Annotated in this window: 22 protein-coding genes; 10 read left to right on the top strand and 12 right to left on the bottom strand. The window is 56.1% G+C overall.

Annotation, left to right across the window (positions count from 1 at the left end):
* Window positions 1-2: 2 nt before the first annotated feature.
* The 3 genes from ubiE to udp all read right to left on the bottom strand — a co-directional run bounded on the left by ubiE (window position 3) and on the right by udp (window position 3,203).
* A complete protein-coding gene (gene ubiE, locus A1830_RS18835; RefSeq protein ID WP_067709789.1) occupies window positions 3-758 on the bottom strand; it encodes a bifunctional demethylmenaquinone methyltransferase/2-methoxy-6-polyprenyl-1,4-benzoquinol methylase UbiE in 756 nt (251 codons plus the stop codon).
* A gap of 76 nt (window positions 759-834) precedes the next feature.
* Window positions 835-2,370, bottom strand: coding sequence for a DNA recombination protein RmuC (rmuC, locus tag A1830_RS18830; protein WP_067709787.1), 1,536 nt, complete (start codon window positions 2,368-2,370; stop codon window positions 835-837).
* 71 nt (window positions 2,371-2,441) lie between these two features.
* A complete protein-coding gene (gene udp / locus A1830_RS18825; protein ID WP_067709785.1) occupies window positions 2,442-3,203 on the bottom strand; it encodes a uridine phosphorylase in 762 nt (253 codons plus the stop codon).
* A 286-nt stretch (window positions 3,204-3,489) separates the two neighbouring features.
* Here udp and A1830_RS18820 point away from each other — a divergent pair, with 286 nt between their 5' ends.
* The gene (locus A1830_RS18820; protein ID WP_067709782.1) at window positions 3,490-4,317 is read left to right on the top strand and encodes a dienelactone hydrolase family protein; all 828 of its coding nucleotides are present in this window, start codon (window positions 3,490-3,492) and stop codon (window positions 4,315-4,317) included.
* 115 nt (window positions 4,318-4,432) lie between these two features.
* On the opposite strand, the gene metE is transcribed toward A1830_RS18820, so the two are convergent.
* Window positions 4,433-6,472 carry a 5-methyltetrahydropteroyltriglutamate--homocysteine S-methyltransferase gene (metE, locus tag A1830_RS18815; protein WP_067709780.1) on the bottom strand — a complete coding sequence of 680 codons (2,040 nt, stop codon included), beginning with the start codon at window positions 6,470-6,472 and terminating at the stop codon, window positions 4,433-4,435.
* A gap of 135 nt (window positions 6,473-6,607) precedes the next feature.
* On the opposite strand from metE, the gene metR reads away from it, so the two are divergent.
* The 3 genes from metR to A1830_RS18800 all read left to right on the top strand — a co-directional run bounded on the left by metR (window position 6,608) and on the right by A1830_RS18800 (window position 8,654).
* Window positions 6,608-7,549 carry an HTH-type transcriptional regulator MetR gene (gene metR / locus A1830_RS18810; protein ID WP_067709777.1) on the top strand — a complete coding sequence of 314 codons (942 nt, stop codon included), beginning with the start codon at window positions 6,608-6,610 and terminating at the stop codon, window positions 7,547-7,549.
* A 152-nt stretch (window positions 7,550-7,701) separates the two neighbouring features.
* Window positions 7,702-8,172, top strand: coding sequence for a YehS family protein (locus tag A1830_RS18805; RefSeq protein ID WP_067709774.1), 471 nt, complete (start codon window positions 7,702-7,704; stop codon window positions 8,170-8,172).
* A 236-nt stretch (window positions 8,173-8,408) separates the two neighbouring features.
* Complete coding sequence (locus tag A1830_RS18800; RefSeq protein ID WP_067709771.1) at window positions 8,409-8,654, top strand: hypothetical protein; 246 nt, start codon at window positions 8,409-8,411, stop codon at window positions 8,652-8,654.
* Window positions 8,655-8,719: 65 nt separating this feature from the next.
* Here the strand turns inward: A1830_RS18800 and A1830_RS18795 are convergent, their stop codons facing one another.
* The gene (locus tag A1830_RS18795) at window positions 8,720-9,574 is read right to left on the bottom strand and encodes a carboxylate/amino acid/amine transporter (protein WP_067709769.1); all 855 of its coding nucleotides are present in this window, start codon (window positions 9,572-9,574) and stop codon (window positions 8,720-8,722) included.
* 402 nt (window positions 9,575-9,976) lie between these two features.
* Between A1830_RS18795 and glpT the strand changes: the two genes are divergently transcribed.
* Both glpT and glpQ read left to right on the top strand, forming a co-directional pair.
* On the top strand, window positions 9,977-11,326 hold the full coding sequence (glpT, locus tag A1830_RS18790) for a glycerol-3-phosphate transporter (RefSeq protein ID WP_067709767.1): 1,350 nt from the start codon (window positions 9,977-9,979) through the stop codon (window positions 11,324-11,326).
* Between the two features lie 18 nt (window positions 11,327-11,344).
* A complete protein-coding gene (gene glpQ / locus A1830_RS18785) occupies window positions 11,345-12,394 on the top strand; it encodes a glycerophosphodiester phosphodiesterase (protein WP_067709765.1) in 1,050 nt (349 codons plus the stop codon).
* Window positions 12,395-12,451: 57 nt separating this feature from the next.
* Here glpQ and yigL read toward each other — a convergent pair whose 3' ends face one another.
* Together yigL and pldB are read right to left on the bottom strand one after the other, a co-directional pair.
* The gene (gene yigL / locus A1830_RS18780; protein ID WP_067709762.1) at window positions 12,452-13,252 is read right to left on the bottom strand and encodes a sugar/pyridoxal phosphate phosphatase YigL; all 801 of its coding nucleotides are present in this window, start codon (window positions 13,250-13,252) and stop codon (window positions 12,452-12,454) included.
* Window positions 13,253-13,321: 69 nt separating this feature from the next.
* A complete protein-coding gene (gene pldB / locus A1830_RS18775; RefSeq protein WP_067709760.1) occupies window positions 13,322-14,314 on the bottom strand; it encodes a lysophospholipase L2 in 993 nt (330 codons plus the stop codon).
* Window positions 14,315-14,428: 114 nt separating this feature from the next.
* Here pldB and rhtB point away from each other — a divergent pair, with 114 nt between their 5' ends.
* Window positions 14,429-15,052, top strand: a complete 624-nt coding sequence (rhtB, locus tag A1830_RS18770) for a homoserine/homoserine lactone efflux protein (RefSeq protein ID WP_067709757.1) — start codon at window positions 14,429-14,431, stop codon at window positions 15,050-15,052.
* 61 nt (window positions 15,053-15,113) lie between these two features.
* Here rhtB and recQ read toward each other — a convergent pair whose 3' ends face one another.
* On the bottom strand, window positions 15,114-16,940 hold the full coding sequence (gene recQ, locus A1830_RS18765) for an ATP-dependent DNA helicase RecQ (RefSeq protein WP_067709755.1): 1,827 nt from the start codon (window positions 16,938-16,940) through the stop codon (window positions 15,114-15,116).
* A gap of 57 nt (window positions 16,941-16,997) precedes the next feature.
* The gene (gene pldA / locus A1830_RS18760; RefSeq protein ID WP_067709753.1) at window positions 16,998-17,876 is read right to left on the bottom strand and encodes a phospholipase A; all 879 of its coding nucleotides are present in this window, start codon (window positions 17,874-17,876) and stop codon (window positions 16,998-17,000) included.
* Window positions 17,877-18,049: 173 nt separating this feature from the next.
* Between pldA and A1830_RS18755 the strand changes: the two genes are divergently transcribed.
* Both A1830_RS18755 and rarD read left to right on the top strand, forming a co-directional pair.
* Window positions 18,050-18,523, top strand: a complete 474-nt coding sequence (locus A1830_RS18755; protein WP_067709751.1) for a thioesterase family protein — start codon at window positions 18,050-18,052, stop codon at window positions 18,521-18,523.
* Window positions 18,524-18,605: 82 nt separating this feature from the next.
* Window positions 18,606-19,505: an EamA family transporter RarD gene (rarD, locus tag A1830_RS18750; protein WP_067709748.1), complete on the top strand. Its 900-nt coding sequence runs from the start codon at window positions 18,606-18,608 to the stop codon at window positions 19,503-19,505.
* 51 nt (window positions 19,506-19,556) lie between these two features.
* Here the strand turns inward: rarD and corA are convergent, their stop codons facing one another.
* Complete coding sequence (gene corA / locus A1830_RS18745; protein WP_067709831.1) at window positions 19,557-20,510, bottom strand: magnesium/cobalt transporter CorA; 954 nt, start codon at window positions 20,508-20,510, stop codon at window positions 19,557-19,559.
* A 143-nt stretch (window positions 20,511-20,653) separates the two neighbouring features.
* The gene (gene ysgD / locus A1830_RS24100; protein ID WP_369815727.1) at window positions 20,654-20,710 is read right to left on the bottom strand and encodes a YsgD/CorL family protein; all 57 of its coding nucleotides are present in this window, start codon (window positions 20,708-20,710) and stop codon (window positions 20,654-20,656) included.
* 91 nt (window positions 20,711-20,801) lie between these two features.
* Here ysgD and A1830_RS18740 point away from each other — a divergent pair, with 91 nt between their 5' ends.
* The gene (locus A1830_RS18740) at window positions 20,802-21,275 is read left to right on the top strand and encodes a WbuC family cupin fold metalloprotein (RefSeq protein ID WP_067709745.1); all 474 of its coding nucleotides are present in this window, start codon (window positions 20,802-20,804) and stop codon (window positions 21,273-21,275) included.
* 158 nt (window positions 21,276-21,433) lie between these two features.
* Here A1830_RS18740 and uvrD read toward each other — a convergent pair whose 3' ends face one another.
* The gene (gene uvrD, locus A1830_RS18735; protein ID WP_067709743.1) at window positions 21,434-23,596 is read right to left on the bottom strand and encodes a DNA helicase II; all 2,163 of its coding nucleotides are present in this window, start codon (window positions 23,594-23,596) and stop codon (window positions 21,434-21,436) included.
* Window positions 23,597-23,624: the final 28 nt, after the last annotated feature.

Raw genomic sequence — 23,624 nt, 5'->3', positions numbered from 1 at the left:
GTTTAAAACTTGAATCCACGATGCAGTGCAACAATGCCACCGGTAAGATTATGGTAGGTGGTATTTTCAAAACCCACGTCCGCCATCATCTGCTTAAGCGTCTCCTGGTCCGGATGCATACGGATGGACTCGGCTAAATAGCGATAGCTTCCGGCATCCTTCGCCACCAGCTCGCCAATGCGCGGCAGGATATGGAATGAGTATGCGTCATACGCTTTATTAAGCGGTTCCAGCACCGGTTTCGAGAACTCCAGCACCAGCAAGCGGCCACCCGGCTTCAGTACGCGGAACATCGACGCCAGCGCCTTCTCTTTTTCGGTCACGTTGCGCAGGCCAAAGGCGATGGTGATGCAGTCGAAATAGTTGTCCGGGAAAGGCAGCGCTTCCGCGTTGGCCTGGACATAGCTGACGTTACCGATAATGCCGTTGTTACGCAGCTTTTCGCGGCCGACCTTTAGCATTGAGCTGTTGATATCCGCCAGCACCACCTCACCGGTGTCACCTACCAGACGCGAGAATTTCGCCGTCAGATCGCCCGTTCCACCCGCCAGATCCAGCACGCGCTGGCCCCGGCGCACGCCGCTACAGTCGATGGTGAATCGCTTCCAGATGCGGTGGATACCAAACGACATCAGATCGTTCATCAGGTCATATTTAGCCGCAACGGAGTGGAAAACGTCAGCGACCATTTCCTCTTTGTCGCTTTTCGCTACGGTACGGAAGCCGAAATGGGTGGTGTCCTTTGATTCATCTGCCATTTGTTTTGCCTGCTCTGCAATCAATTATCAATCAAGTGTATCAGAGTCCCGCAGGTCAGGCACGTTGCCTGGCAGCTTATTCACTTACGCCTGCTGCGGGATTAAAGCCCATCGCGGCTTCTGTTTCGATCGGCTCATCCGTTTCGTCATTACCGGGATCTTCAGGCGATTCCGGCATCGCCTGATCGACCAGACGGGGGTTGATTGGCCGCTTCACCTCCACCCCCAGATGACGAAAGCTTTCGGTCTGAGCGATCAGATTCCCTCGCCCTTCGGACAGCTTTTTCATTGCCTGGCGGTAGCTGTCATGCGCCTTGTCCAGGCTCTGCCCCATCGACGTCATATCATCCACGAACAGCCGCATCTTGTCGTAAAGCTTCGCCGCGCGGTCGGCAATGCGCTGTGCATGGCGGCTCTGATGTTCATAGCGCCACAGGTTATTGATGGTGCGCAGCGCAACCAGCAGCGTGGTCGGGCTCACCAGCATGATGTTCTGGTTGAGCGCCTCGTTAATCAGCTCCGGCTGGCGGTCAATGGCCAGCAGGAAAGCCGGTTCGATGGGGATAAACATCAACACATAATCGAGCGAGCGTAAACCGGGTAATTGTTGATAATCTTTTCGACTGAGCAGGCGCAGATGCCCGCGGATTGAGGTGATATGTTCCGTAATGGCGGCTTCGCGGGAGGCGTCATCCTCGCTGTTATAGTAGCGCTCGTAGGCCACCAGGGTCATTTTGGCATCAATCACCACGTCTTTACCCTGCGGCAGTCGGACGATGACATCGGGCTGCATCCTGGCATTTTGCTCCAGCTGGATATTGACCTGCGTCTCGTACTCATGCCCCTCACGCAGTCCCGAGGCTTCCAGCACCCGACTGAGCACCACTTCGCCCCAGTTACCCTGCGTTTTGTTATCGCCTTTCAGCGCGCGGGTAAGGTTGATCGCTTCCTGCGCCATTTGCGCATTAAGCTGTTGCAGGTTGCGGATCTCGTGGGAAAGCGTGTGGCGCTCGCGGGCTTCCTGGCCGAACCCCTCCTGCACCTGGCGACGGAACCCCTCCAGCTGTTCACGCAGCGGGGTGATCAGACCGTTCAGACTTTGTCGGTTCTGCTCGTCCACCCGGCGGCCACTGTGCTCAAAAATGCGGTTTGCCAGGTTCTCAAACTGGGCGTTAAGCCGCTGCTCGCTGTTAACCAGCAGGCGCTGCTTCTCTTCCGCAGCCATGCGCGTCTCTTCAAGACGGATGGTCATCTCTCTCAGTTCAACTTCCTGAGCGCTGTTGACCTCCAGCTGATTACGCAGCTCCCGACTGAGCTGCTCACTTTCGTTACGCCAGTGTTCAAGGTGATGCAGTTTTTCCTGTGCAGCCGACAGCCCACCGTGTAGCTGGCGTAATTCTGCCTCAGACTGTTTTTGCGATTGCTGCTGATTTTCAAGCTGCTGATGCAGGCGATCGCGCTCCTGTCGGAGCTGATCCGCCGCCTGCATCAGTAACTGCCGTTCGGTTTCCTGGCGGGAAAAGCGCTGCTCGCTCCGAAACCAGGCCAACAGCCAGCCTGCCAGCAGGCCAGCCAGCCCAATCCCTACGCTGTATATCGTTGTTGCATCCACAGGCGTCCTCCGTCCCGATCATGTCTGGAGGAAAAGGTAGAGGCGCACTGTATGAATGTCCAGACAAAACGTTACACCAGGCGGCGGGCTGCCTCAACAACGATACGTACGGCGTCGCTCTCGGTGCGCTTCATCGCTTCTGCATCAGGAATTTCCTGCTGCGTGCGGTTAACGATCACCCCGGCAACCATGCCTGCCCGCAGTCCCTGGCTGGCGCACATAGTCAGCAGCGTGGCGGACTCCATCTCATAGTTCAGCACGCCCATTTGCTGCCACTCTTTCAGCGAATGTTGGAAGCGGCTCACCACGCGGCCTGAAAAGGTGTCATAGCGTTCCTGACCGGGATAGAAGGTGTCAGACGAGGCGGTGATACCGATATGCGTTTTAGCACCGGCGGCCTTAGCGGCCTCCACCAGGGCGGTGGTGCAGCTGAAATCCGCCACGGCCGGGAATTCAAGCGGCGCAAAGTGCTGGCTGGCACCGTCCAGACGAACCGAACCGGTGGTGACCAGCACGTCGCCGACGTTGATATCTGGCTGAATAGCGCCGGTGGTACCTACGCGCAGAAACGTGCGCACGCCAAGCTGCGCCAGCTCTTCCACGGCAATAGAGGTTGAAGGCCCGCCAATACCCGTCGAGCAAACAACCACGGCTTTACCGTTAAGCTCTGCGCGCCAGGTGGTGAATTCACGGTGAGAAGCCAGGTGCACAGGGTTCTCCATCAGGGCGGCTATTTTTTTCACCCGCTCAGGATCGCCCGGCACAATCGCTAACGTTGCGCCCTGTAGGTCAGCCCGGGTAATACCGAGGTGGAAAACATCTGACTGCGCCATGTGATACTCCTGCTAGAGAAAAGGGATAGGTAACAATGCTGTACGATAAAAGAATGTCGCACCTATTTATGTGACTAATCTCACTACACATAATGAAAGTTACAGGAAAAATAACGATAAGAGTGATATATGTCGCATTTTAGGACTCTCCACCCCGTCAGGGAACCGATTGACCCTGTTGGCTCCGCGCTGCCAGTGTTAAAGAGAAGTAAAGCCCGGTCACCTGGTCTGGACGCAATCCTGGCTATAGTTAGCTGATTGCGCTAACGCATGCACGGAGAGGACAATGAAAACCGAAGATAATATGACTCAAAAATTGAGCAACAATGGGTTCACTCCCGCGGTATCGCCCACCGCTTCCACCACGATCCTGACCGACAGCGCCGATATCCTGTCCGGCGAAACCTCTGTTCCTACTCAGGGCGAAAATATGCCCGCCTTCCACGCCCGACCCCGCCACGCGAAAGGTCCGCTCCCGGTCGTTTTGGTGGTTCAGGAAATTTTTGGCGTCCATGAGCATATTCGGGATATCTGTCGCCGCCTGGCGGTTGAGGGTTATCTGGCTATCGCGCCAGAACTCTATTTCCGCCAGGGGGATCCGTCAGAGTATAGCGACATTCCGACCCTGTTTTCCGAGCTGGTTAGCAAGGTGCCTGATACCCAGGTGCTGGCCGATCTTGACCATGTGGCAAACTGGGCATCACGCAACGGCGGTGATATGCGCAATATGGCGATTACCGGATTCTGCTGGGGCGGGCGTATTACCTGGCTTTATGCCGCGCATAACCCGCAGCTGAAAGCAGGCGTTGCCTGGTACGGCAAACTGGTGGGTGAAAAAACCCTGAAGCAGCAGAAGCATCCGGTCGATGTGGCCGTGGACCTTAACGCGCCGGTACTGGGACTGTACGGCGGCAAGGATGACGGGATCCCGCTTGAGAGCGTAGAAACCATGCGTCAGGCGCTGCGCGCGGCCAATGCGGACGCAGAGATTGTGGTTTACCCGGATGCCGGTCATGCCTTTAATGCCGATTACCGGCCCAGCTATCATCAGGAGTCAGCCAGAGACGGCTGGCAGCGGATGCTGGCCTGGTTCCGCCAGTACGGCGTGGAATAGGACAGTAAAGCCCCGGGGATCGCCCGATCCACGGGGCCTTAGTCATCGGCGACCTTTGTCGCGCTAAGTCGCAATCAGGCGTTAGCGTTCTGCCTTGCTAACGCTAACGCCCTGCTCATGCTTTAGCGTTGCGCAGGTTCTGCGCCGCCTTAACCATATTCGCCAGCGCCTGGCGGGTTTCGGTCCAGCCTCGGGTTTTCAGGCCACAATCCGGATTCACCCACAGGCGTTCGGTTGGAATACGCTTTGCGGCTTTCAGCAGCAGCGACTCAATGCCTTCCACGTCAGGCACGTTCGGGGAGTGAATATCGTAAACGCCCGGACCAATTTCGTTCGGATAGTCGAACTCTTCAAATGATTCCAGCAGTTCCATGTCAGAGCGTGAGGTTTCAATGGTGATCACGTCCGCATCCAGCGCCGCGATGGAGTCCATGATGTCATTGAACTCGCAGTAGCACATATGCGTGTGGATCTGCGTATCATCCTGCGCCACCGCGGCGTTCAGGCGAAAGGCGTCCACGGCCCACGCCAGATACGCGGCCCAGTCAGACTGGCGCAGCGGCAGACCTTCCCGCAGCGCAGGCTCATCAATCTGAATAATGCCGATACCCGCTTTCTCCAAATCTTCCACTTCGTCACGCAGCGCCAGCGCAATCTGTTTGGCAATGGTCTCGCGGGAAACATCCTCACGTGGGAAAGACCAGCAAAGAATGGTTACCGGGCCGGTAAGCATGCCTTTGACTGGCTTATCCGTCAGGGACTGCGCGTACTTCGCCCACTCCACGGTAATGGGGTGTGGACGGCTGATATCACCAATAATCACCGGCGGCTTAACGCAGCGGGAGCCATAGCTCTGGACCCAGCCATTTTGAGTGAAGGCGAAGCCATCCAGGTTTTCACCAAAATACTCCACCATATCGTTACGCTCGGCTTCGCCGTGCACCNCTTCAGCCGTAATGCCCGCCAGGCGTTTACCCACCGTCGCATTATGCACCCGGGTAGAGTGATGACGCGCGCGAACCGGCGCGCTCCAGGCTTCCAGTGACTGCGGATCGTTATTATTCAGCGCCTTGCTTAACAGTGACAGCTCGGCGCATTTTTGCAGGGCAAAGGCGAACCAGCTTTTCACTTCCTCTTCCAGACGGGTTTCCGTGCTCAAATCGATGGGACTGTGCAACAGTGAGCAGGATGAACCAATCCACAGCTGATTGCGCTGGCCGATCAGCGGCTGCAAACGTTCAAACCAGCTGCTGAGATCGGCACGCCAGACGTTACGGCCATTAATGACCCCGACAGAGAGCAGCCAGTCGGCTGGGATCTGGCTATTCAGCTGTGCGATATCATCCTTACCGTGCACCAGGTCGACGTGTAAACCCTGTACCGGCAGCGCGCGGATAGTCTCAATGTTGGTTCCCGCGCTGTCGAAATAGGTGGTCAGCAACAGTTTGGTTTTGCCCTGCAAAGCATCAAAAGCCGGTTTGAATGCGTTCAGCCACGCCTGTGGCAGCTCCAGAACCAGCGCAGGCTCATCGATCTGTACCCATTCGATACCGCGTTTTGCCAGCCCGGCCAGCACCTGCTGGTAAACCGGCAGGATGTCCTTCAGCAGGCTCAGGCGATCAAACTGCTCACCCTTCACTTTCCCCAGCCAGAGATAGGTTACCGGCCCCAGCAGAACGGGTTTCACGTTATGGCCCAGTGCCAGCGCTTCGTCGACTTCGTCGAGGATCTGCGTCCAGCTCAGTTTGAACTGCTGGCCCTTAGTGAACTCAGGCACGATATAGTGGTAGTTGGTATTGAACCATTTGGTCATTTCGGCAGCGGCGGCAGGCTCACCGCCGGGCGCGCGGCCGCGGCCCAGCCGGAACAGCGTATCGAGATCGACCGAGCCGTCTTTATTCTGATGGCGAGCCGGTACGTTGCCTAACAGCAGGCTGGTGGTCAGCACATGATCGTACCAGGCAAAATCACCCACCGGGAGCAGGTCCACGCCCGCTTCCTGCTGCTGCTGCCAGTGACGGGCGCGCAGCTCACGGCCAACGGTCAGTAATTCTTGCTGGGTGCTGTTGCCTGCCCAGTAGCTTTCCTGGGCCTTTTTCAGTTCGCGGCGCAGACCGACGCGAGGGAATCCGAGTGTATGGTTAAGAATGGTCATCAGTAGTTTCCTCGTTTGCCGCCCGTTGTCGCTGCAATCAGGCTTTTAGACGTCCAGATGTTTACACATCTATAATCCGCAGGTACTGTAGTCACCACAAGCGCAAAATGTTCACTGTCGATGTGAAGGACTCTCATGATCGAACTCAAACACCTGCGAACGCTCCAGGCACTACGAACGACAGGTTCGCTGGCCGCAGCGGCAGCACAGCTTCATCAAACACAATCCGCCCTGTCACATCAGTTCAGTGATTTGGAACAGCGGCTGGGGTTTCGTTTATTCGTGCGAAAAAGTCAGCCGCTGCGCTTTACGCCGCAGGGGGAGATCCTGCTCAATCTGGCTGAACAGGTCCTGCCACAGATCCAACAGGCGCTACAGGCCTGCCACGAGCCGCATCAGACCACGCTGCGTATTGCGATTGAATGTCACAGCTGCATTCAGTGGCTTACCCCGGCGCTGAACAACTTTCGCCAGAACTGGCCGCAGGTGGTAATGGATTTCAAATCGGGGGTGACCTTCGACCCGCAGCCGGCCCTGCAGCAGGGGGAGCTGGATCTGGTGCTGACATCGGATATTCTGCCGCGCAGCGGCCTGTTCTACTCGCCGATGTTTGATTTTGAAGTCCGTCTGGTGATCTCTCCCGATCACCCTCTCGCCCGGCGTGAACATATTTCACCTGAAGACCTCGCGAATGAGGTGTTGATGATCTACCCGGTCCAGCGCCAGCGACTGGATATCTGGCGCCATTTTCTTCAGCCCGCCGGTATCAGTCCGGCCCTGAAAAGCGTGGACAATACGCTGTTACTGATCCAGATGGTGTCTGCAGGAATGGGTATTGCCGCGCTGCCGCACTGGGTGGTGGAGAGTTTTGAACATCAGGGCCTGGTGGTGACCAAAACCCTGGGTGAAGGTCTCTGGAGCCGCTTATATGCGGCGGTCAGGGACGGTGAGCAGCGTCAGCCGGTTGTGGAGGCGTTTATTCGATCGGCTCGCCAGCACGCCTGCGATAACCTGCCGCGCGTGAAGGATGCCTCCCTTCCCGGCACGCCCCTGCCCCAGTCGAATATCTCATCCTGAGTACCTTTAGCCGGTCACTGACCGGCCGAATAGGGCGTAACGCCGCGCCTGCTGACCCCATCCTGTAAACGCCCTGCTGGCGTTTTTCCTGTTTCTGCTGCCATTTGTCTCTATAATGCGCCCAACAGCTTTTGTTCCCTGATGAGATTGCTATGACAAATAACGACGTTCTGCGCAGCGTGCGCTACATGCTGAATTTAAGCGATGCCCAGGTAGTCAGCATTCTGGCGCTGGCAGAAAGTGAAGTGGCCGAAGCTGAAGTAAACAGCTTCCTGAAAAAAGATGACGACGCGGGCTTCCGCGCCTGTCCGGATGTCATTATGGGCTATTTTCTCAACGGGCTGATTTTCTCCCGTCGCGGCAAGAGTGAAGAGGCCCCTGCGCCCTCTATTGAGCGGAAGATGACCAATAACATCATCATGAAAAAGCTCCGGGTCGCGTTCGATTTAAAAACAACCGATATTCTTGAGATATTAAAACTGGCTGACTTTGCGGTCGGACAATCGGAAATCGGGGCGATTTTCCGCAAACCGGGGCATAAAAACTACCGTGAGTGCGGCGACCAGATTTTGCGAAACTTTTTAAAGGGTTTAACGAAGACAATTCGTCCGGCAGCGAAGTAAATCTCGCGCCGCCGCGTGGGCAGCGTCACACTGCTCACGCCGGTTAACACTGACCGCCTTTTTCCCTCTCCCTTTCAGTCCCCGCCCCCTTTTTTGCTTCATATTTACACCCACTTAACAGATATAACTATTTGGATTAATTACTATTTTATCCTGCCCCCTCTCCTAATAATATGAATGCTCACCCAGTGGGGTGGATACGCTAATTTTTTATATCAAGGATTGAGGTAATAACTATGCGAGTTTTAAGCAGCACTGAAGTAGCAACCGTCAGCGGCGCAGGTAAAGTTCAGGAAAAAATGTCCGGAATATTTGGTTCATTTTTCTCAGATATCTTTAATACGCTGACCTGTGCAGCCGATCTGGGTTATACCGAACAGCAGTTCAATGAGGCAGGTAAAGATCTGGGCGGCCGTATTGGTGCCAGTATTGAAGGAAAGCTAAGCAAAATCGCTGACTGTATCAGTAAACTGATCAAATAATAAAAACGCAGTCTTTCACCGGGGAAGGTGACTCTTTCCCCGGCTTTATCAGGCCACGCTTCACGCTATCCTTTATTAACAATCCACTTTTTATGTACCCAGAGCGACAGGCAAATGACTGCGGCACCGATCAGAAAACTCGGCCAGTGCGGCTGCCTTTGCCAGATAGCAAGATTAACCAACAGCCCGGCTGGTACATGCATATTGTTCATTATCCCCAGCGTCCCGGCGTCAACCTGCGTGGCACCATAGTTCCACATAAAGTAGCCGAGGCCAGAAGCCACCACGCCCAGCCAGATGAGTATTCCCCACTGGAATGACGTCGTGGGAAGCCGGTGCGGATTACCCCAGAGAAACCAGGCCACAACGGCGACAGCGGCCGCGCCCAGATAGAACCAGGAGAACGCGGTATGCTGCGGCACGGGCCGAACTTCCTGTAGACGCTTGTACCCCACCAGGCCAATCGCAAAGCAGATATTCGCCAGCTGGACCAGCAGCAGGCCGAACCAGAAATGGTCGCTTATTTTGTCGTAGCGAATAATGGCCGCGCCCACCACCGCCAGCAGGGCGCTAAACAGATAGCCCGCACGTATGCCACGCCCCCTTAGCAAATCGTAAATCAACGTCACCCAAAGAGGAGTGAGTACGGTAAACAGCAGAAAGTCCGATACGCTGAGATAGAGAAAAGCCTGGAAGCTGATCAGATACATAATGCCCAGCTGCATCGCGCCTACCGCCATATACAGCAGTATGGTCGAAATCCGGTGGCCGCGAAAACTTAAAAAGGGCAGGAAAACGACTGCCGCGAGCAGCAGGCGGATCAGCACGGAGAATACGCTATCAACCTGCCCCGCCAGATACTCGCCTATCAGGCTGAAAGAAAAGGCCCACAGGACTGTGGTGACAATCAGTAACGTCACAATGATTCACTCGGCAGTAAAAGGGGCCGTAGTGTAGCGAAAACTCAGGGAGCACAGGAAAATATTTGGTTTACAACTGAGCATTAACCAACCGAAAAATCCATAGACTCTTTGCGCTCATAAAATGTTCATAAACGAGCAGCCTGTCAGGCGCTCGCCTTTTTTCTGTGACTGATATCACTTTTTTGCCTCATCAGAACCTTCTGAACAAGTGACAACAGACACATAAAACATCTATTTGACATAAAATTGTAACATTTGCGCCCTTCTTCACGGTTCGCTTAGCCCCTCTCCCCTATCCTTTGCGCGATATGGAACATTGGGTCGTACGGAAGTTTCGACCGTTCCCGCCAAGCGCCTCAGGGCGTCAAAAAATAGATAAACCGCGCCATTGGAGGCCAAATGCTAAGTATTTTTAAGCCAGCTGCGCACCAGCCACGGGTAGATAAGAAGCAAATTGATCCGCTATACCGCAAACTGCGCTGGCAAATTTTCCTGGGAATTTTCTTCGGCTATGCCGCCTATTATCTGGTACGTAAGAACTTTGCGCTGGCAATGCCTTATCTGGTCGATCAGGGCTTCTCGCGCGGCGATCTGGGTTTCGCCCTGTCAGGCATCTCCATTGCCTACGGCATCTCAAAATTCATCATGGGGTCCGTCTCTGACCGTTCCAATCCGCGCGTTTTCCTGCCTGCGGGGCTAATCCTGGCCGCCGCCGTCATGCTGTTTATGGGATTTGTCCCCTGGGCCACCTCCAGCATTATGGTCATGTTTGTGCTGCTGTTTCTCTGTGGCTGGTTCCAGGGAATGGGATGGCCGCCGTGCGGAAGGACCATGGTGCACTGGTGGTCACAGAAGGAGCGCGGGAGAGTGGTTTCCGTCTGGAACTGCGCCCACAACGTCGGTGGCGGTATTCCGCCTCTGCTCTTTCTGTTGGGGATGGCCTGGTTTAACGACTGGAAAGCGGCACTCTATATGCCAGCATTCGGCGCCATCGTCATTGCGATTTTTGCCTTTGCCCTGATGCGCGATACGCCTCAGTCCTGCGGGCTGCCGCCGGTGGAAGAGTACAAAAACGACTATCCCCCTGACTACAACGAAAAGCAGGAGCAGGAGCTGACCGCCCGGCAAATTTTTATGCAGTACATTCTGCCTAACAAACTGCTGTGGTACATCGCGCTGGCGAACGTATTCGTCTATCTGCTGCGTTACGGCATTCTCGACTGGTCGCCCACCTACCTGAAAGAGGTGAAGCATTTCGCCCTGGATAAGTCCTCATGGGCCTATTTTCTCTATGAGTATGCCGGGATCCCTGGCACGCTGCTGTGCGGCTGGATGTCAGACAAAGTCTTTAAAGGGAACCGTGGCGCGACCGGCGTATTTTTTATGGTGCTGGTGACCATTGCCACCGTGGTGTACTGGATGAACCCGGCCGGTAATCCGGGCATTGATATGGCCTGCATGATTATCATTGGCTTCCTGATTTACGGCCCCGTCATGCTAATCGGACTCCATGCGCTGGAGCTGGCACCGAAGAAAGCGGCGGGCACCGCAGCCGGCTTCACCGGCCTGTTTGGCTACCTTGGCGGGTCGGTCGCGGCCAGCGCCATTGTGGGCTACACGGTAGATTACTTCGGCTGGAATGGCGGGTTTATCATTATGGTGGGCGGCTGTGTGATGGCGGTACTTCTGCTGGTGCTGACCATGCTCAGTGAAAAAAAACACAAACAGCAGCTCAGCCAGGCTGACTAACAGCAAAAGGAGAAGCAGATGAAACTGAATACGCTACTGGCCGCCGTGATGATGAGCGCCGCCTTCTGTGCTATGGCTGCGCAGGATAAGGTGGTGATTGCCCATCGCGGCGCAAGCGGTTACTTGCCCGAACACACGCTCCCTGCCAAGGCGATGGCCTACGCGCAGGGTGCCGATTTCCTTGAGCAGGACCTGGTCATGACGCGGGACGATCGGTTGGTGGTGCTGCACGATCACTACCTTGACCGCGTTACCGACGTTGCCGAACGCTATCCTGACCGCGCGCGCAGCGACGGGCGCTATTATGCTATCGACTTCACCCTTGCTGAAATCAAAGGCCTTAAATTTACCGAAGGCTTTAGCATTAAAAACGGCAAGAAGGCGCAGACCTTCCCCGGCCGTTTCCCTATGGGCAAGTCAGATTTCCGCGTACATACCTTTGAAGAAGAGATCGAATTTATTCAGGGACTGAATCACTCAACCGGCAAAAATATTGGCCTCTACACCGAAATCAAAGCCCCCTGGTTTCACCGCAAAGCGGGTAAAGATATCTCCGCGAAGGTGCTCGACGTCCTGAAACAGTACGGCTACACCCGCAAGAGCGACAACGTTTATCTGCAATGCTTTGATTACAACGAAGTGAAGCGGATTAAAACCGAGCTGGAGCCTGCCAGAGGGATGAATCTGCGCATGGTACAGCTGATTGCAGAAACGGCGGATAAAGAGACGCAGGAGCAGCAGAATGGAAAATGGGTGAACTACAGCTACGACTGGATGTTCAAGCCCGGTGCGATGAAAACCATTGCGCAGTATGCTGACGGCATTGGCCCCGACTACCATATGCTGGTGGCAGAGGGGTCAACGCAGGGCCGCGTGCGCCTGACGGATATGGTGAAGGAAGCTCACGAAAGCAATATGGTCGTCCATCCGTATACCGTGCGGGCAGATCAGCTCCCCACCTGGGCCGGTAGCGTCAACGAGCTGTATGACGTGCTCTATAATCAGGCGAACGTCGACGGTCTGTTTACCGACTTCCCGGATAAAGCCGTTAGTTTCCTGCATCGCTAACGCGGTTCGTCGTTAATCCTCTTTCCGCCCCGTCACCGGGGCGGAAAACCGCGCGGCTTAAACCTGATGTAGCTGACGCAGATAGTGGCATACGGCGTTGTCGGCGTTGCTGCCAATCACTTCCAGTTCCGGCAGCAGATCCTTCAGCCGCTGGTGAGAATTGCTCATAATGCAGCCCTTGCCCGCCATACTCAGCATCTCTTTATCGTTCATGCCGTCACCAAACGAAATGCACTCTTTCAGTGAATAGCCCAGAGAGCGGGAAACGGCGTCCAGCGCGTGACCCTTTGATACGCCACCCGCCATCACTTCCAGGCAGGTCGGCAGCGAAAAGCTGACGTTCACGCGATCGCCCCAGCGAGCAATCAGCGCCTCTTCAAGGGGGATCAGCAATTCCGGTTTACCACAGGTGAAGAAGACCTTGCTGATGCCATCCGAGGGCAGTGCGCCAGGCTGATAAACCTGATAGTTGAAGTCTGACTCACGAAAGAAATCCATCTCTTCCGGCCGGTGCCGGTTAAGAAACCACTCTTCATCACGGTAGATATTGGTGAAAATGTCCTGGTGATCGTGGTGCATTGCAAACAGCTCACGGGCGATATCCTCATCCAGATTCTGGCTGAAAACCAGCTCGCCCGCGGTGTTATGTACCCGTGCACCGTTAGAGGTGATCATGAAGGCATCAATACCCAGGCTGTCGCGCATCTGCGCCACATCAATATAATGACGGCCGGTAGCAAAGATAAAATGCACGCCTTTCTGCGTCAGAAGCTGAAGCGTTTCGCGGGCGAAAGAGGATAAACGGTGGTCGGGCGACAGCAGGGTGCCATCAAGATCGGAAGCAACAATAGGGTACATAAAACCTCTGGTTAATCGGTTAGCGGACAGCGTTACCTGTCGGTTAAAAGTGATATCTGAGTGGGGCAATCAGGGATGCCGGGCAAAAAAAGCCACGATGGCATCCAGTGCTTCGGCACGCATGCTGTCTTTTTCAAACAAGATCTCATGACGCGCACCGACAATAACCTTCGGTTTTCCCCCTTCGCAGGGTTGACCCGCGGCAGTCATGGCCCGGCAAAACAGATCCTGGGCCCGGTTATCAACCACCTTATCCTCGCCGGCCTGCAGCAGCAGCAGCGGCGTTGAGATTTCTTTGGCTTTACTGAGAATACTTTTACCGGCCTGAATGCCTTCGCGCACCCAGTGCCAGGTGGGTCCCCCGACGCGCAGTTGGGGATCGTCGGCATAGAAGCGCAAATTTCGCCGGTAGCGTTCGCGGCTATGGGTCAGGTCGTTGATGCCAAACGGCCGCGGCCGCCATTTTCCAGTGCCGGGCGCATAACCTTCGCGCAGACCGGGATGCTTATCCGTCCAGTTCAGAATACGCTGAGCTACCCAGTGAGGCATCGACAGATAGATGCCGAACATCGGCGACGCCAGCGCCACCGCATCAAAGGCTTTGGGCTGGCGGGCCAGCATCAGCGTCAGGATAGCACCGCCCATCGAATGTGCCAGCGCATAGCGATGCCGATAGTGGCGGCTGACAATCTCTTTCAGATAGAGCGTTTCCAGGTCGTCAACATAGTGTTCAAACGCGTCCACATGTCCACGATGGGGATCCGACAGCAGCCGCCCGGATCGTCCCTGACCACGATGATCGGGGATCAGCACGTCATAGCCGCAGTGAAAAAGATCCCAGGCCAGCTCAGGATACTTCACGTAGCTCTCGATACGTCCGGGACAGAGTAAAATAACCTTGTCGTGGTGCGCCGCATGAAAGCGAACGTAGCGGATAGGGATGTTATTTACGCCGGTAAATTCACCCTCTTCACGCGTCTGCCAGAACGCCAGCAGCGGCCCGGTAGCAAATGCCGCAAACGCTTTTTCCCGCGTTGGCCAGCCGTTACGATGGTTTTTCATCCGCTCATCGCTCACATCTTCAAACGCTCTGCATGACCCCGTGTCAGCCCGTAGCGCAACCCTTTAATATGTCGTATTGTGTCATACTTCTGCCTGTCCAGGGAGCCTTAACCAATGACCGTTGAATGGTGGATGACCTACCTTTTAACCACCACTGTTTTAAGCTTGTCGCCGGGTTCCGGCGCGATAAATACCATGAGCACCGGCATCAGCCACCGCTTTCGCGGGGCCGCCGCCTCTATTTCCGGTCTTCAGGTGGGTCTGTCGCTGCACATTCTGCTGGTTGGGATCGGGCTGGGCGCGCTCTTCTCCCATTCGGTACTGGCGTTCGAAATACTCAAGTGGGCCGGTGCCGCTTATCTGGTGTGGCTGGGCATTCAGCAGTGGCGTGCAGGCGGTGGCATCGATCTTCAGGCGGTAGCGAAAGCGATGCCGCGCCGCAGGCTGTTTAAGCGGGCGATCCTCGTCAATCTGACTAATCCGAAGAGTATCGTTTTTCTGGCCGCGCTGTTTCCCCAGTTTATCATTCCCCACCAGCCGCAGCTGATGCAGTACCTGATTCTGGGCGTCACTACCGTGGTGGTCGATATCATCGTGATGATTGGCTACGCCACGCTGGCAACGCGCATTGCGGGCTGGATTAAGGGCCCCCGACAGATGACGCTGCTGAACAGAATTTTTGGCGGAATGTTTATGGCGGTGGGTGTCCTGTTAGCTTCTGCGCGACGCATGGCATAAAGCGAACAGGCTGAACCCGATTGACCTTTTCGTTCCCCGGGTACGCAAACCCGATTAAGCGTCAGTCCTCATCATCAATATGCTCTTTGATCATCATCAGAAAAGACTTTCCAAAACGCTCCAGTTTTCGTTGCCCCACGCCGTTGATACTGAGCATTTCCGAGGCGGTAACGGGCATCTGCTCCGCCATCTCGATAAGCGTGGCATCGTTAAAGACCACGTAGGGCGGGATATTCTCTTCGTCGGCAATCGCTTTGCGTAGCTTTCGCAGTTTGGCAAACAGCTTGCGATCGTAATTACCGCCGAACGACTTCGGACTGCCGCTGCGTGGTTTCACGCTGACCAGGCGCGGCACGGCCAGCATCAGCGGCGTTTCGCCGCGTAACACGGGCCGGGCCGCTTCGGTAAGCTGTAGCGCAGAGTGCATAGCGATATTTTGCGTCACCAGACCCAGATGGATAAGCTGACGCAGCACGCTGACCCAGTGCTCGTTGGACTGCTCCCGCCCGATGCCGTAGACCGGCAGCTTGTCGTGCTGCATGTCGCGGATCCGCTGGTTATTCGATCCGCGCAGCACCTCAACAATGTAGCCCATGCCAAAGCGCTGCCCGACGCGGTAAATCCCTGAGAGGGCTTTCTGCGCCTCTACCAGACCATCGTAGCGACGCGGCGGATCGAGGCAGATATCACAGTTATCACAGGGCTGCTGACGGCCTTCACCAAAATAGTTGAGCAGCACCAGGCGGCGGCAGGTCTGCGCCTCGGCGAAGGCCCCCATCGCATTGAGCTTATGACGCTCAATGTCCTGTAGCGGCCCGGGCGCTTTTTCGTCCAGGCAGCGACGCAGCCACGCCATATCTGCCGGATCGTAAAGCATTAGCGCTTCGGCCGGCAGGCCGTCCCGCCCGGCGCGACCCGTCTCCTGGTAATAGGATTCGATATTGCGGGGGATATCAAAGTGCACCACAAAGCGCACGTTGGGTTTATTGATGCCCATGCCAAAGGCAACCGTTGCCACCACGATTTGCAGATCGTCGCGCTGGAAAGCCTCCTGGACCTGCGCGCGGTGGGCGTTGTCCATACCGGCATGATAGGCACCTACGCTCATACCCCGGCTTTGCAAACGGGCCGCGGTATCCTCAACCTTGGCGCGGCTGTTGCAGTAAATAATCCCGCACTTGCCGCGCTGATCCTGCACGTAGCGGATCAGCTGTTCGGTGGGCTTAAATTTTTCTACCAGCGTATAGCGGATGTTGGGGCGGTCAAAGCTACTGACCTGAATCAGCGGATCGTTAAGCTGAAGCAGCCGGGCAATATCGTTTCTGGTGGTTTCATCGGCGGTGGCGGTCAGCGCCATCACCGGCACGTCCGGTAGCCGCTGGCGCAGCTGCCCCAGCGCGCCATACTCCGGCCGGAAATCGTGCCCCCACTGGGAGATGCAGTGCGCTTCATCCACGGCCAGCATCGCCGGATTCCAGTGCATCAGGCCGTCGAGGAAGTTATCCATCATCAGACGTTCGGGCGCAATATAGAGCAGCCTGATCCGCCCGGTGCGACAGCCCGCCATCACTTCCTGCTGCTCTTCACGCGTCTGCGTTGAATTCAGACAGGCCGCCGCTACGCCGTTGGCCAGCAGCTGGTCCACCTGATCTTTCATCAGTGAAATAAGGGGGGAGACCACCAGCGTCAGGCCTTCGCGGACCAGCGCGGGGATTTGATAGCACAGCGACTTCCCGCCGCCGGTAGGCATGACCACCAGGCAATCTCGCCCTTTCAGCGAGGCCTGAATAATCGTTTGTTGTCCGGGGCGAAACTGCTGGTAGCCGAAGGTATCCTGTAGTACCTGTTCCGCCAACGCTTCCTGATTTATTACTGCTGCCGTAGACACATATTCCCCAAATCTGATGATGAGCGGGCCAGCGCCAGGCGGCCCACCCCGAGAGCATTAAAACAGGTCGTTCAGCATCACGCCGACGCCAATACGCGTCTGGCGATGATTGTAGTCAATCAGTGATTCACCGTAGCCGCTAAACAGCTGGGTGTAGAAGCGCATATGCTCACTGAGTGGATAACTCCAGCCCATCTCCGCGCCGCCGTAACCGGTGTTCCAGTTATAGTTGCTCTTCACGCTGAAGATGCTTTCGCCCCACTGATAGCCTACCGTCAGGCGATAATACCCCATGTACTTAGTGATATCTGGGTTATCATCATTATTTTCACTTTCTGGAATGCGGTACCAGGGTTTCGCTTCCACCATCCAGTTGCCGTTTTGCGCCATCAGCCGGGCGTATACGCGGTTCCAGCTGCGGGAGGTTGGATCAGAACGCCCGTTGGACTCATGGTTCAGGCCCGTTTCCACATCGCGCAGCGTCCAGCCCGCAAACGAATAATCCGTTGCCCAGCCGATGAAAATCTGCGGCTGATAGTTCGTTTCGCGGAAGGGGGATGAGCCGCCCCGGTTGGAGATCTGCCACCAGGAATCCTGAGTATAAGAGGCCGCCAGCACCGAGTTGTCGCCCGCAATTCCGCGCCACAGCGGAAACGCCAGGCTCAGCTGGAATTTCGCCTCATCGTGCTTCGCCTTATTTGCCCAGTTATAAGACTTGATCGCCTCTTTATTGATGCTGCTGGTATCGGTATAAATGATGTAATTACTTTCATAGGGATAAAGCACAAAGGGGTTGTCATGCTTTTCCAGCAGGTTAGCAATGATACTGCCGCGCACGGCTGGCTGGTCATGTACTTCCGTGACCGTCGCTTCCTGTGCCAGCACTAACGAGGGAAACAGGAGTGCTGTCATCAGCAATCCTTTCAGCATAGCCATATGTGTTCTCCAGAATTGAACGTAATGTGGGTAAAAAGCACGCCATTCTACACAGAAACGTCGGGGGGCATTAGTGCTGATTGTGTAAAGTAAAACGCGGCAGGGGCTGAGCGTAAAACAGTGATGCCGTTGCCCTCTCTCTCTGTGCCATTTTGCCACAAAGGAAACGCCTTATGACCTCAGCTGTCTCTCTGCCTCAGGACGCTGCCCGCCGCCTGATCGGAGATATATTTGTCTATGATATGCCGTTCAATCAGGCACTGGGCCTGCGGTTGGATCGTCTGGAACCGGACTATGCCGAACTCAGTTTTGACAACCAGACAAAGCTGGTGGGCAACGTGGCACAACAGATTCTGCACGGTGGGGTGATTGCCGCCGTACTGGACGTTGCCGCAGGGCTAATCTGCGTGAGCAGTGCCCTCACCCGTCAGGAGAGCATCACCGAAGATGAGCTGCGCCAGCGACTTTCGCGCATGGGCACCATTGATATGCGCGTGGATTATCTGCGGCCGGGCCGGGGAGAGCGTTTTATCGCCAGCAGCAGCCTGCTACGCGCGGGGAACAAAGTGGCCGTTGCCCGGGTGGAGCTGCATAACGACACGGGGGTCTACATCGCCAGCGCGACGGCAACCTATCTTGTCGGCTAATAAAAAGTAAACCTTGTCTGCCCGTACAGCTTTTACCAACAAAAACTGCCTCTTATCCACTCATTTAACGGAGTAAATTTTCATGGACGCGCAACAAACGCGACAGGGCGTACTGTTCGCCCTGGGTGCCTATTTTATCTGGGGTATAGCACCCGCCTACTTCAAGCTGATTCAGGAGGTGCCGCCCACTGAAATCATGACGCACCGGGTTATCTGGTCATTTTTCTTTATGCTGCTGTTGGTTAGCCTTTGCCGGAACTGGGAGAGCGTAAAGCTTACGCTTCGTCAGCCGAAGAAATTGCTGCTGCTGGCGCTTTCCGCCACGGTGATAGCCGGTAACTGGCTGCTGTTTATCTGGGCGGTTAATAACCAGCATTTGCTGGAGGCCAGCCTGGGCTATTTCATTAATCCACTGCTCAACGTGCTGGTGGGGATGGTGTTTCTGGGGGAGCGTTTCCGGCGGGCTCAGTGGCTGGCGGTGATGCTGGCCGCCTGCGGCGTCCTGCTTCAGCTGTGGAAGTTTGGCTCGGTACCGGTCATTGCGCTGGGCCTGGCGGTGACCTTTTCCTTTTACGGCCTGCTGCGCAAGAAAATTGGCGTGGATGCCCAGACCGGCATGCTGATTGAGACCACCTGGCTGCTCCCGGCGGCTGCCATTTACCTTTTCGGCGTGGCCGACAGCCACACCAGCCATTTGAGCCAGAATACCTTACATCTCAACCTGCTGCTGATTGCCGCAGGGGTGGTGACCACCGTACCGCTGATGCTATTCACCGCCGCCTGCACGCGCCTGCGCCTCTCCACGGTCGGTTTTTTTCAGTATCTTGGCCCGACGCTAATGTTCCTGCTGGCCGTTATTTTTTACGGCGAACAGATGACGCCCGATAAAGTCCTCTCCTTCAGCTTTATCTGGGCCGCGCTGGCGGTGTTTATTTTTGATGCGATATGGACGTTCAGGCGCAGGCAGCCGCTGCCTGTCTGACAGATGCCATTCACCCTGACCGTCGGGGTGAATGGCATCCGCATGGCGGCGTCAGAGCCAGTTTTTGCGCTTGAAGTAGGCGTAAGGCGCCAGCCCCGCCAGGATCATCAGAGTGATGGCGCCGGGGTAGCCAAAGCTCCACTTCAGCTCAGGCATAAACTCAAAGTTCATGCCGTAGCTGGAGGCCACCAGCGTTGGCGGCAGGAACACCACGGAGACCACCGAGAAGATTTTGATGATGCGGTTCTGTTCGATATTAATAAAGCCCATCGCCGCCTGCATCAGAAAGTTCACCTTCTGGAACAGGGATTCGTTATGCGGCAGCAGCGATTCAATGTCGCGCAGAATTTCCCGCGCCTGTTCCAGCTGATTGCCCGGCAGGCGGGCCTTACGCACCAGGAAGTTAAGCGCGCGCTGGGTATCCATCAGGCAGAGGCGAACCTTCCAGCCGATATCTTCCAGTTCTGCCAGCGTTGACAGCGCAGAGTCAAACTCGTCGCCCTGCTGTCCTTCCATAATGACCCGGCTGAGCTTTTCCAGATCGCTGTAGATGTTTTCAATTTCATCCGCCAGCTGTTCGATTTTCGTTTCAAACAGGTCCAGCAGCAGTTCATACGCATTACCGTCAATCAGCACCTGATTACGCGCGCGCATGCGGTAGAGGCGAAACGCTGGGAGCTCACGTTCACGCAGGGTATAGAGGCGGCCTTCGCGAACGGTAAACGCGACCGTGGAGTTGCCGGCGTGGTCTTCTGCATCTTCATAAAAGAAAAAGGAGTGGATGTGCAGTCCGTCTTCGTCCTCGAAGAAACGTGCGGAGGCCTCAATATCTTCCAGCTCAGGGCGGGTAGCCAGGCTCTGGCCCAGCTCGGACTGGACGCGTGTGCGTTCCTGATCGTCAGGCTCGATCAGATCAACCCATACGGAACTGATCAGTTGATCGTTGGGCTCCTCAAGCTCAAGGCGGGTTAAGCGGCTTTGATCCAGTTTAAATGCGCTCAGCATAGCTGTACTCCCAATCTGCAGTAACATGGGACTAGCGTTGGAACACGGGAAACAAGCGTTTCGGTCAGCGAGTGAATCTGACTCAGAGCGACGGGAGGGCGGTCGCCAACAACCACGAAGGCTATCGGCAGAAGAGGATAGCCTTAGGAGTTGTACCTGTTATCCAGGTCAATGAGCCAGTATCTACTGGGTGTGTCCAAGGCGAATGTCCTCTTAGGGTAATGGTGCGCGCATGTTACGCTGTGCTGAAAATGCCGTCAACCTGTCGCCCACAATCATAGAAGGATCAAAATGAAACAAATTACGCATGCAGACCTGGTGAAAATGAGCGGGCAAGCCGCCAGCGTTCCGCGCCTTCGCGCGCACCGTACGCTGCACGAAGAGCTGAGCGATCCGGTTCAGCGTCTGGCAATTGCCATGGAGCCCGGCACTTACATTCGCCCGCACCGCCACCCCCAGACCTGGGAGCTGCTGACCCCGCTGAAGGGGCGCTTTGTGATGTTGCAATTTGATGATGAAGGCGCGGTGACCCATCGTACCGTGCTGGGTGAAGAAGTCCTGCTACAGGAGATCCCGGCATTGACCTGGCATGCGGTTTTGTCGCTGGATGCGGGCGGCGTTATCTTTGAAGTTAAGCACGGACCGTATCAGCCATTAACGGAAGATGACTGTATGCACTGGGCACCGCCGGAGGGCGCTGAGGGCACGGAAGCGGTGATGGCATGGTATGCACATGCCCAGCCGGGCGATCGGTTCGCCGGGTAAGCTACACCTACAGGTAAGTCGCTGAGATTCGTCGGGTAAGCCACACCTGGGAGTAAGTCGCTGATATTTAACCGTTAAGCAGACAGGCTCGCCCAACGGACAGGGCGCAGAGACTCGCCTTGTCCGTTAAAGCATAGGAGGCAAAGGGAACGTGCAAATCAGACCGTTTCCAGCTTCGCATAGGCGGCCACCAGCCACTTAATACCCTGCCCCTGAAACGCCACCTGGAGACGGCTGTGATCGCCGCTGCCTTCCAGGTTGACGATGGTTCCTTCGCCAAACTTAGCGTGGCGTACCCGCTGGCCCAGCGCAAACCCGCTGTCATTTTGCGTGACCGGCGTCCCCATGCGCTGATGGCTGACCGGACGGCTGATACTGGCGCGCAGGCGAACCTCTTCCACACACTCCTCAGGCAGTTCGCCAACGAAGCGAGAGGGACGGTGGAAAACCTCTTTGCCGTACAGGCGGCGGGTTTCCGCAAAGGTCAGCGTCAGTTTCTGCATGGCGCGCGTGACGCCGACGTAGGCCAGCCGACGCTCCTCTTCCAGCCTGCCGCCCTCTTCCAGCGACATCTGGCTGGGGAACATGCCCTCTTCCATTCCAACGATAAACACCTGCATAAACTCCAGGCCCTTCGCGGCATGCATGGTCATCAGCTGCACCGCGTCCTGCCATTTATCTGCCTGACCTTCGCCCGCCTCCAGCGCGGCATGCGAGAGAAAAGCCTGTAGCGGCATCAGATCTTCATCTTCATCCTGATAGCTGTACTGCCGGGTGGCGTTGACCAGTTCCTCAAGGTTCTCAACTCGCGCCTGGCCTTTTTCGCCCTTCTCCTGTTCGTACATTAACCACAGGCCCGAATCCTTAATCACCCGGTCGGTTTGAACGTGCAGCGGCAGCTCGCTGGTTTCCTGGGCCAGCGAATCCACCAGCTCGCTGAAGCGCTGAAGCGCCGAGGCGGCGCGTCCGGCCAGCGCTTTCTCCTGCAACAGCGCGCGCGTACTCTGCCACAGCGTTAACTGCCGTTCACGGGCGGTCTGTCTGACAACATCAAGTGTGCGATCGCCAATGCCGCGCGTTGGCGTGTTCACCACGCGCTCAAAGGCCGCATCGTCATTACGGTTAGCGATCAGCCGCAGATAGGCCAGCGAGTCTTTGATTTCCTGACGTTCAAAGAAGCGCATTCCGCCATAAATCCGGTAGGGCATGCTGGTTTGCAGCAGGGCTTCTTCCAGTACGCGCGACTGGGCATTGCTGCGATAGAGAATGGCGCAGTCGTTCAGCGCACCGCCGTTTTCCATCCACACCTTGATGCGGTTGACCACAAAGCGGGCTTCATCCAGCTCGTTAAAGGCGCAGTAGAGGGCAATCGGCTCACCGTCGCTGTCGTCGGTCCACAGCTCTTTGCCCAGCCGACCGGTATTGTTGGCGATCAGGGCATTGGCTGCCTTCAGTATGTTATTGGTCGAGCGGTAGTTCTGCTCAAGGCGGATTGTTTCCGCACCCGGGAAGTCGTTGAGGAAGCGCTGGATATTCTCAACCTGCGCGCCGCGCCAGCCGTAGATCGACTGATCGTCGTCACCCACGATAATCACTTTGCCGGTATCGCCCGCCAGCATGCGTATCCAGGCATACTGGATATTGTTGGTATCCTGGAATTCGTCCACCAGAATATTGGTAAAGCGCTCGCGGTAGTGATTGAGGATATGCGGCTTGTTGAGCCACAGCTCATGCGCGCGCAGCAGCAGTTCGGCAAAGTCCACCAATCCTGCCCGATCGCAGGCTTCCTGATAGGCCTGGTAGATGCGCAGCCAGGTCTGTTCAACCGGATTCCCGTAGCTTTCAATATGCTTTGGTCGCAGCCCTTCATCTTTTTTGCCGTTGATGTACCACATCCCCTGACGGGCAGGCCACTGCTTTTCGTCCAGATTCATCGCCTTGATCAGACGCTTGAGCAGGCGCATCTGATCCTCACTGTCGAGGATCTGGAAGTCCTGCGGCAGACTGGCATCCAGATGGTGAGCGCGCAGCAGGCGGTGCGCCAGGCCGTGGAAGGTGCCGATCCACATGCCGCCCTGGCTGGTGCCAATCAGCTGCTCGATGCGGTGGCGCATTTCGGCTGCCGCTTTGTTGGTGAAGGTCACCGCCATGATTGAATAGGGAGAGCAGTTCTCTACCGCCATCAGCCAGGCGATGCGGTGCACCAGCACGCGGGTTTTACCGCTGCCTGCCCCCGCCAGCACCAGTAAGTTGCTGCGCGGCGCGGCAACGGCCTCGCGTTGTTTGTCATTCAAACTGTCCAGCAACTCAGAAACGTCCACAGGCACCACCAGAAAAAGAGAAAAGGAG

The organism is Erwinia sp. ErVv1, assembly GCF_900068895.1.
Taxonomy (GTDB): Bacteria; Pseudomonadota; Gammaproteobacteria; order Enterobacterales; family Enterobacteriaceae; genus Erwinia.
Note: the sequence above shows the minus strand (reverse complement) of the source record. Positions and strands in the feature narration are given on the sequence as shown.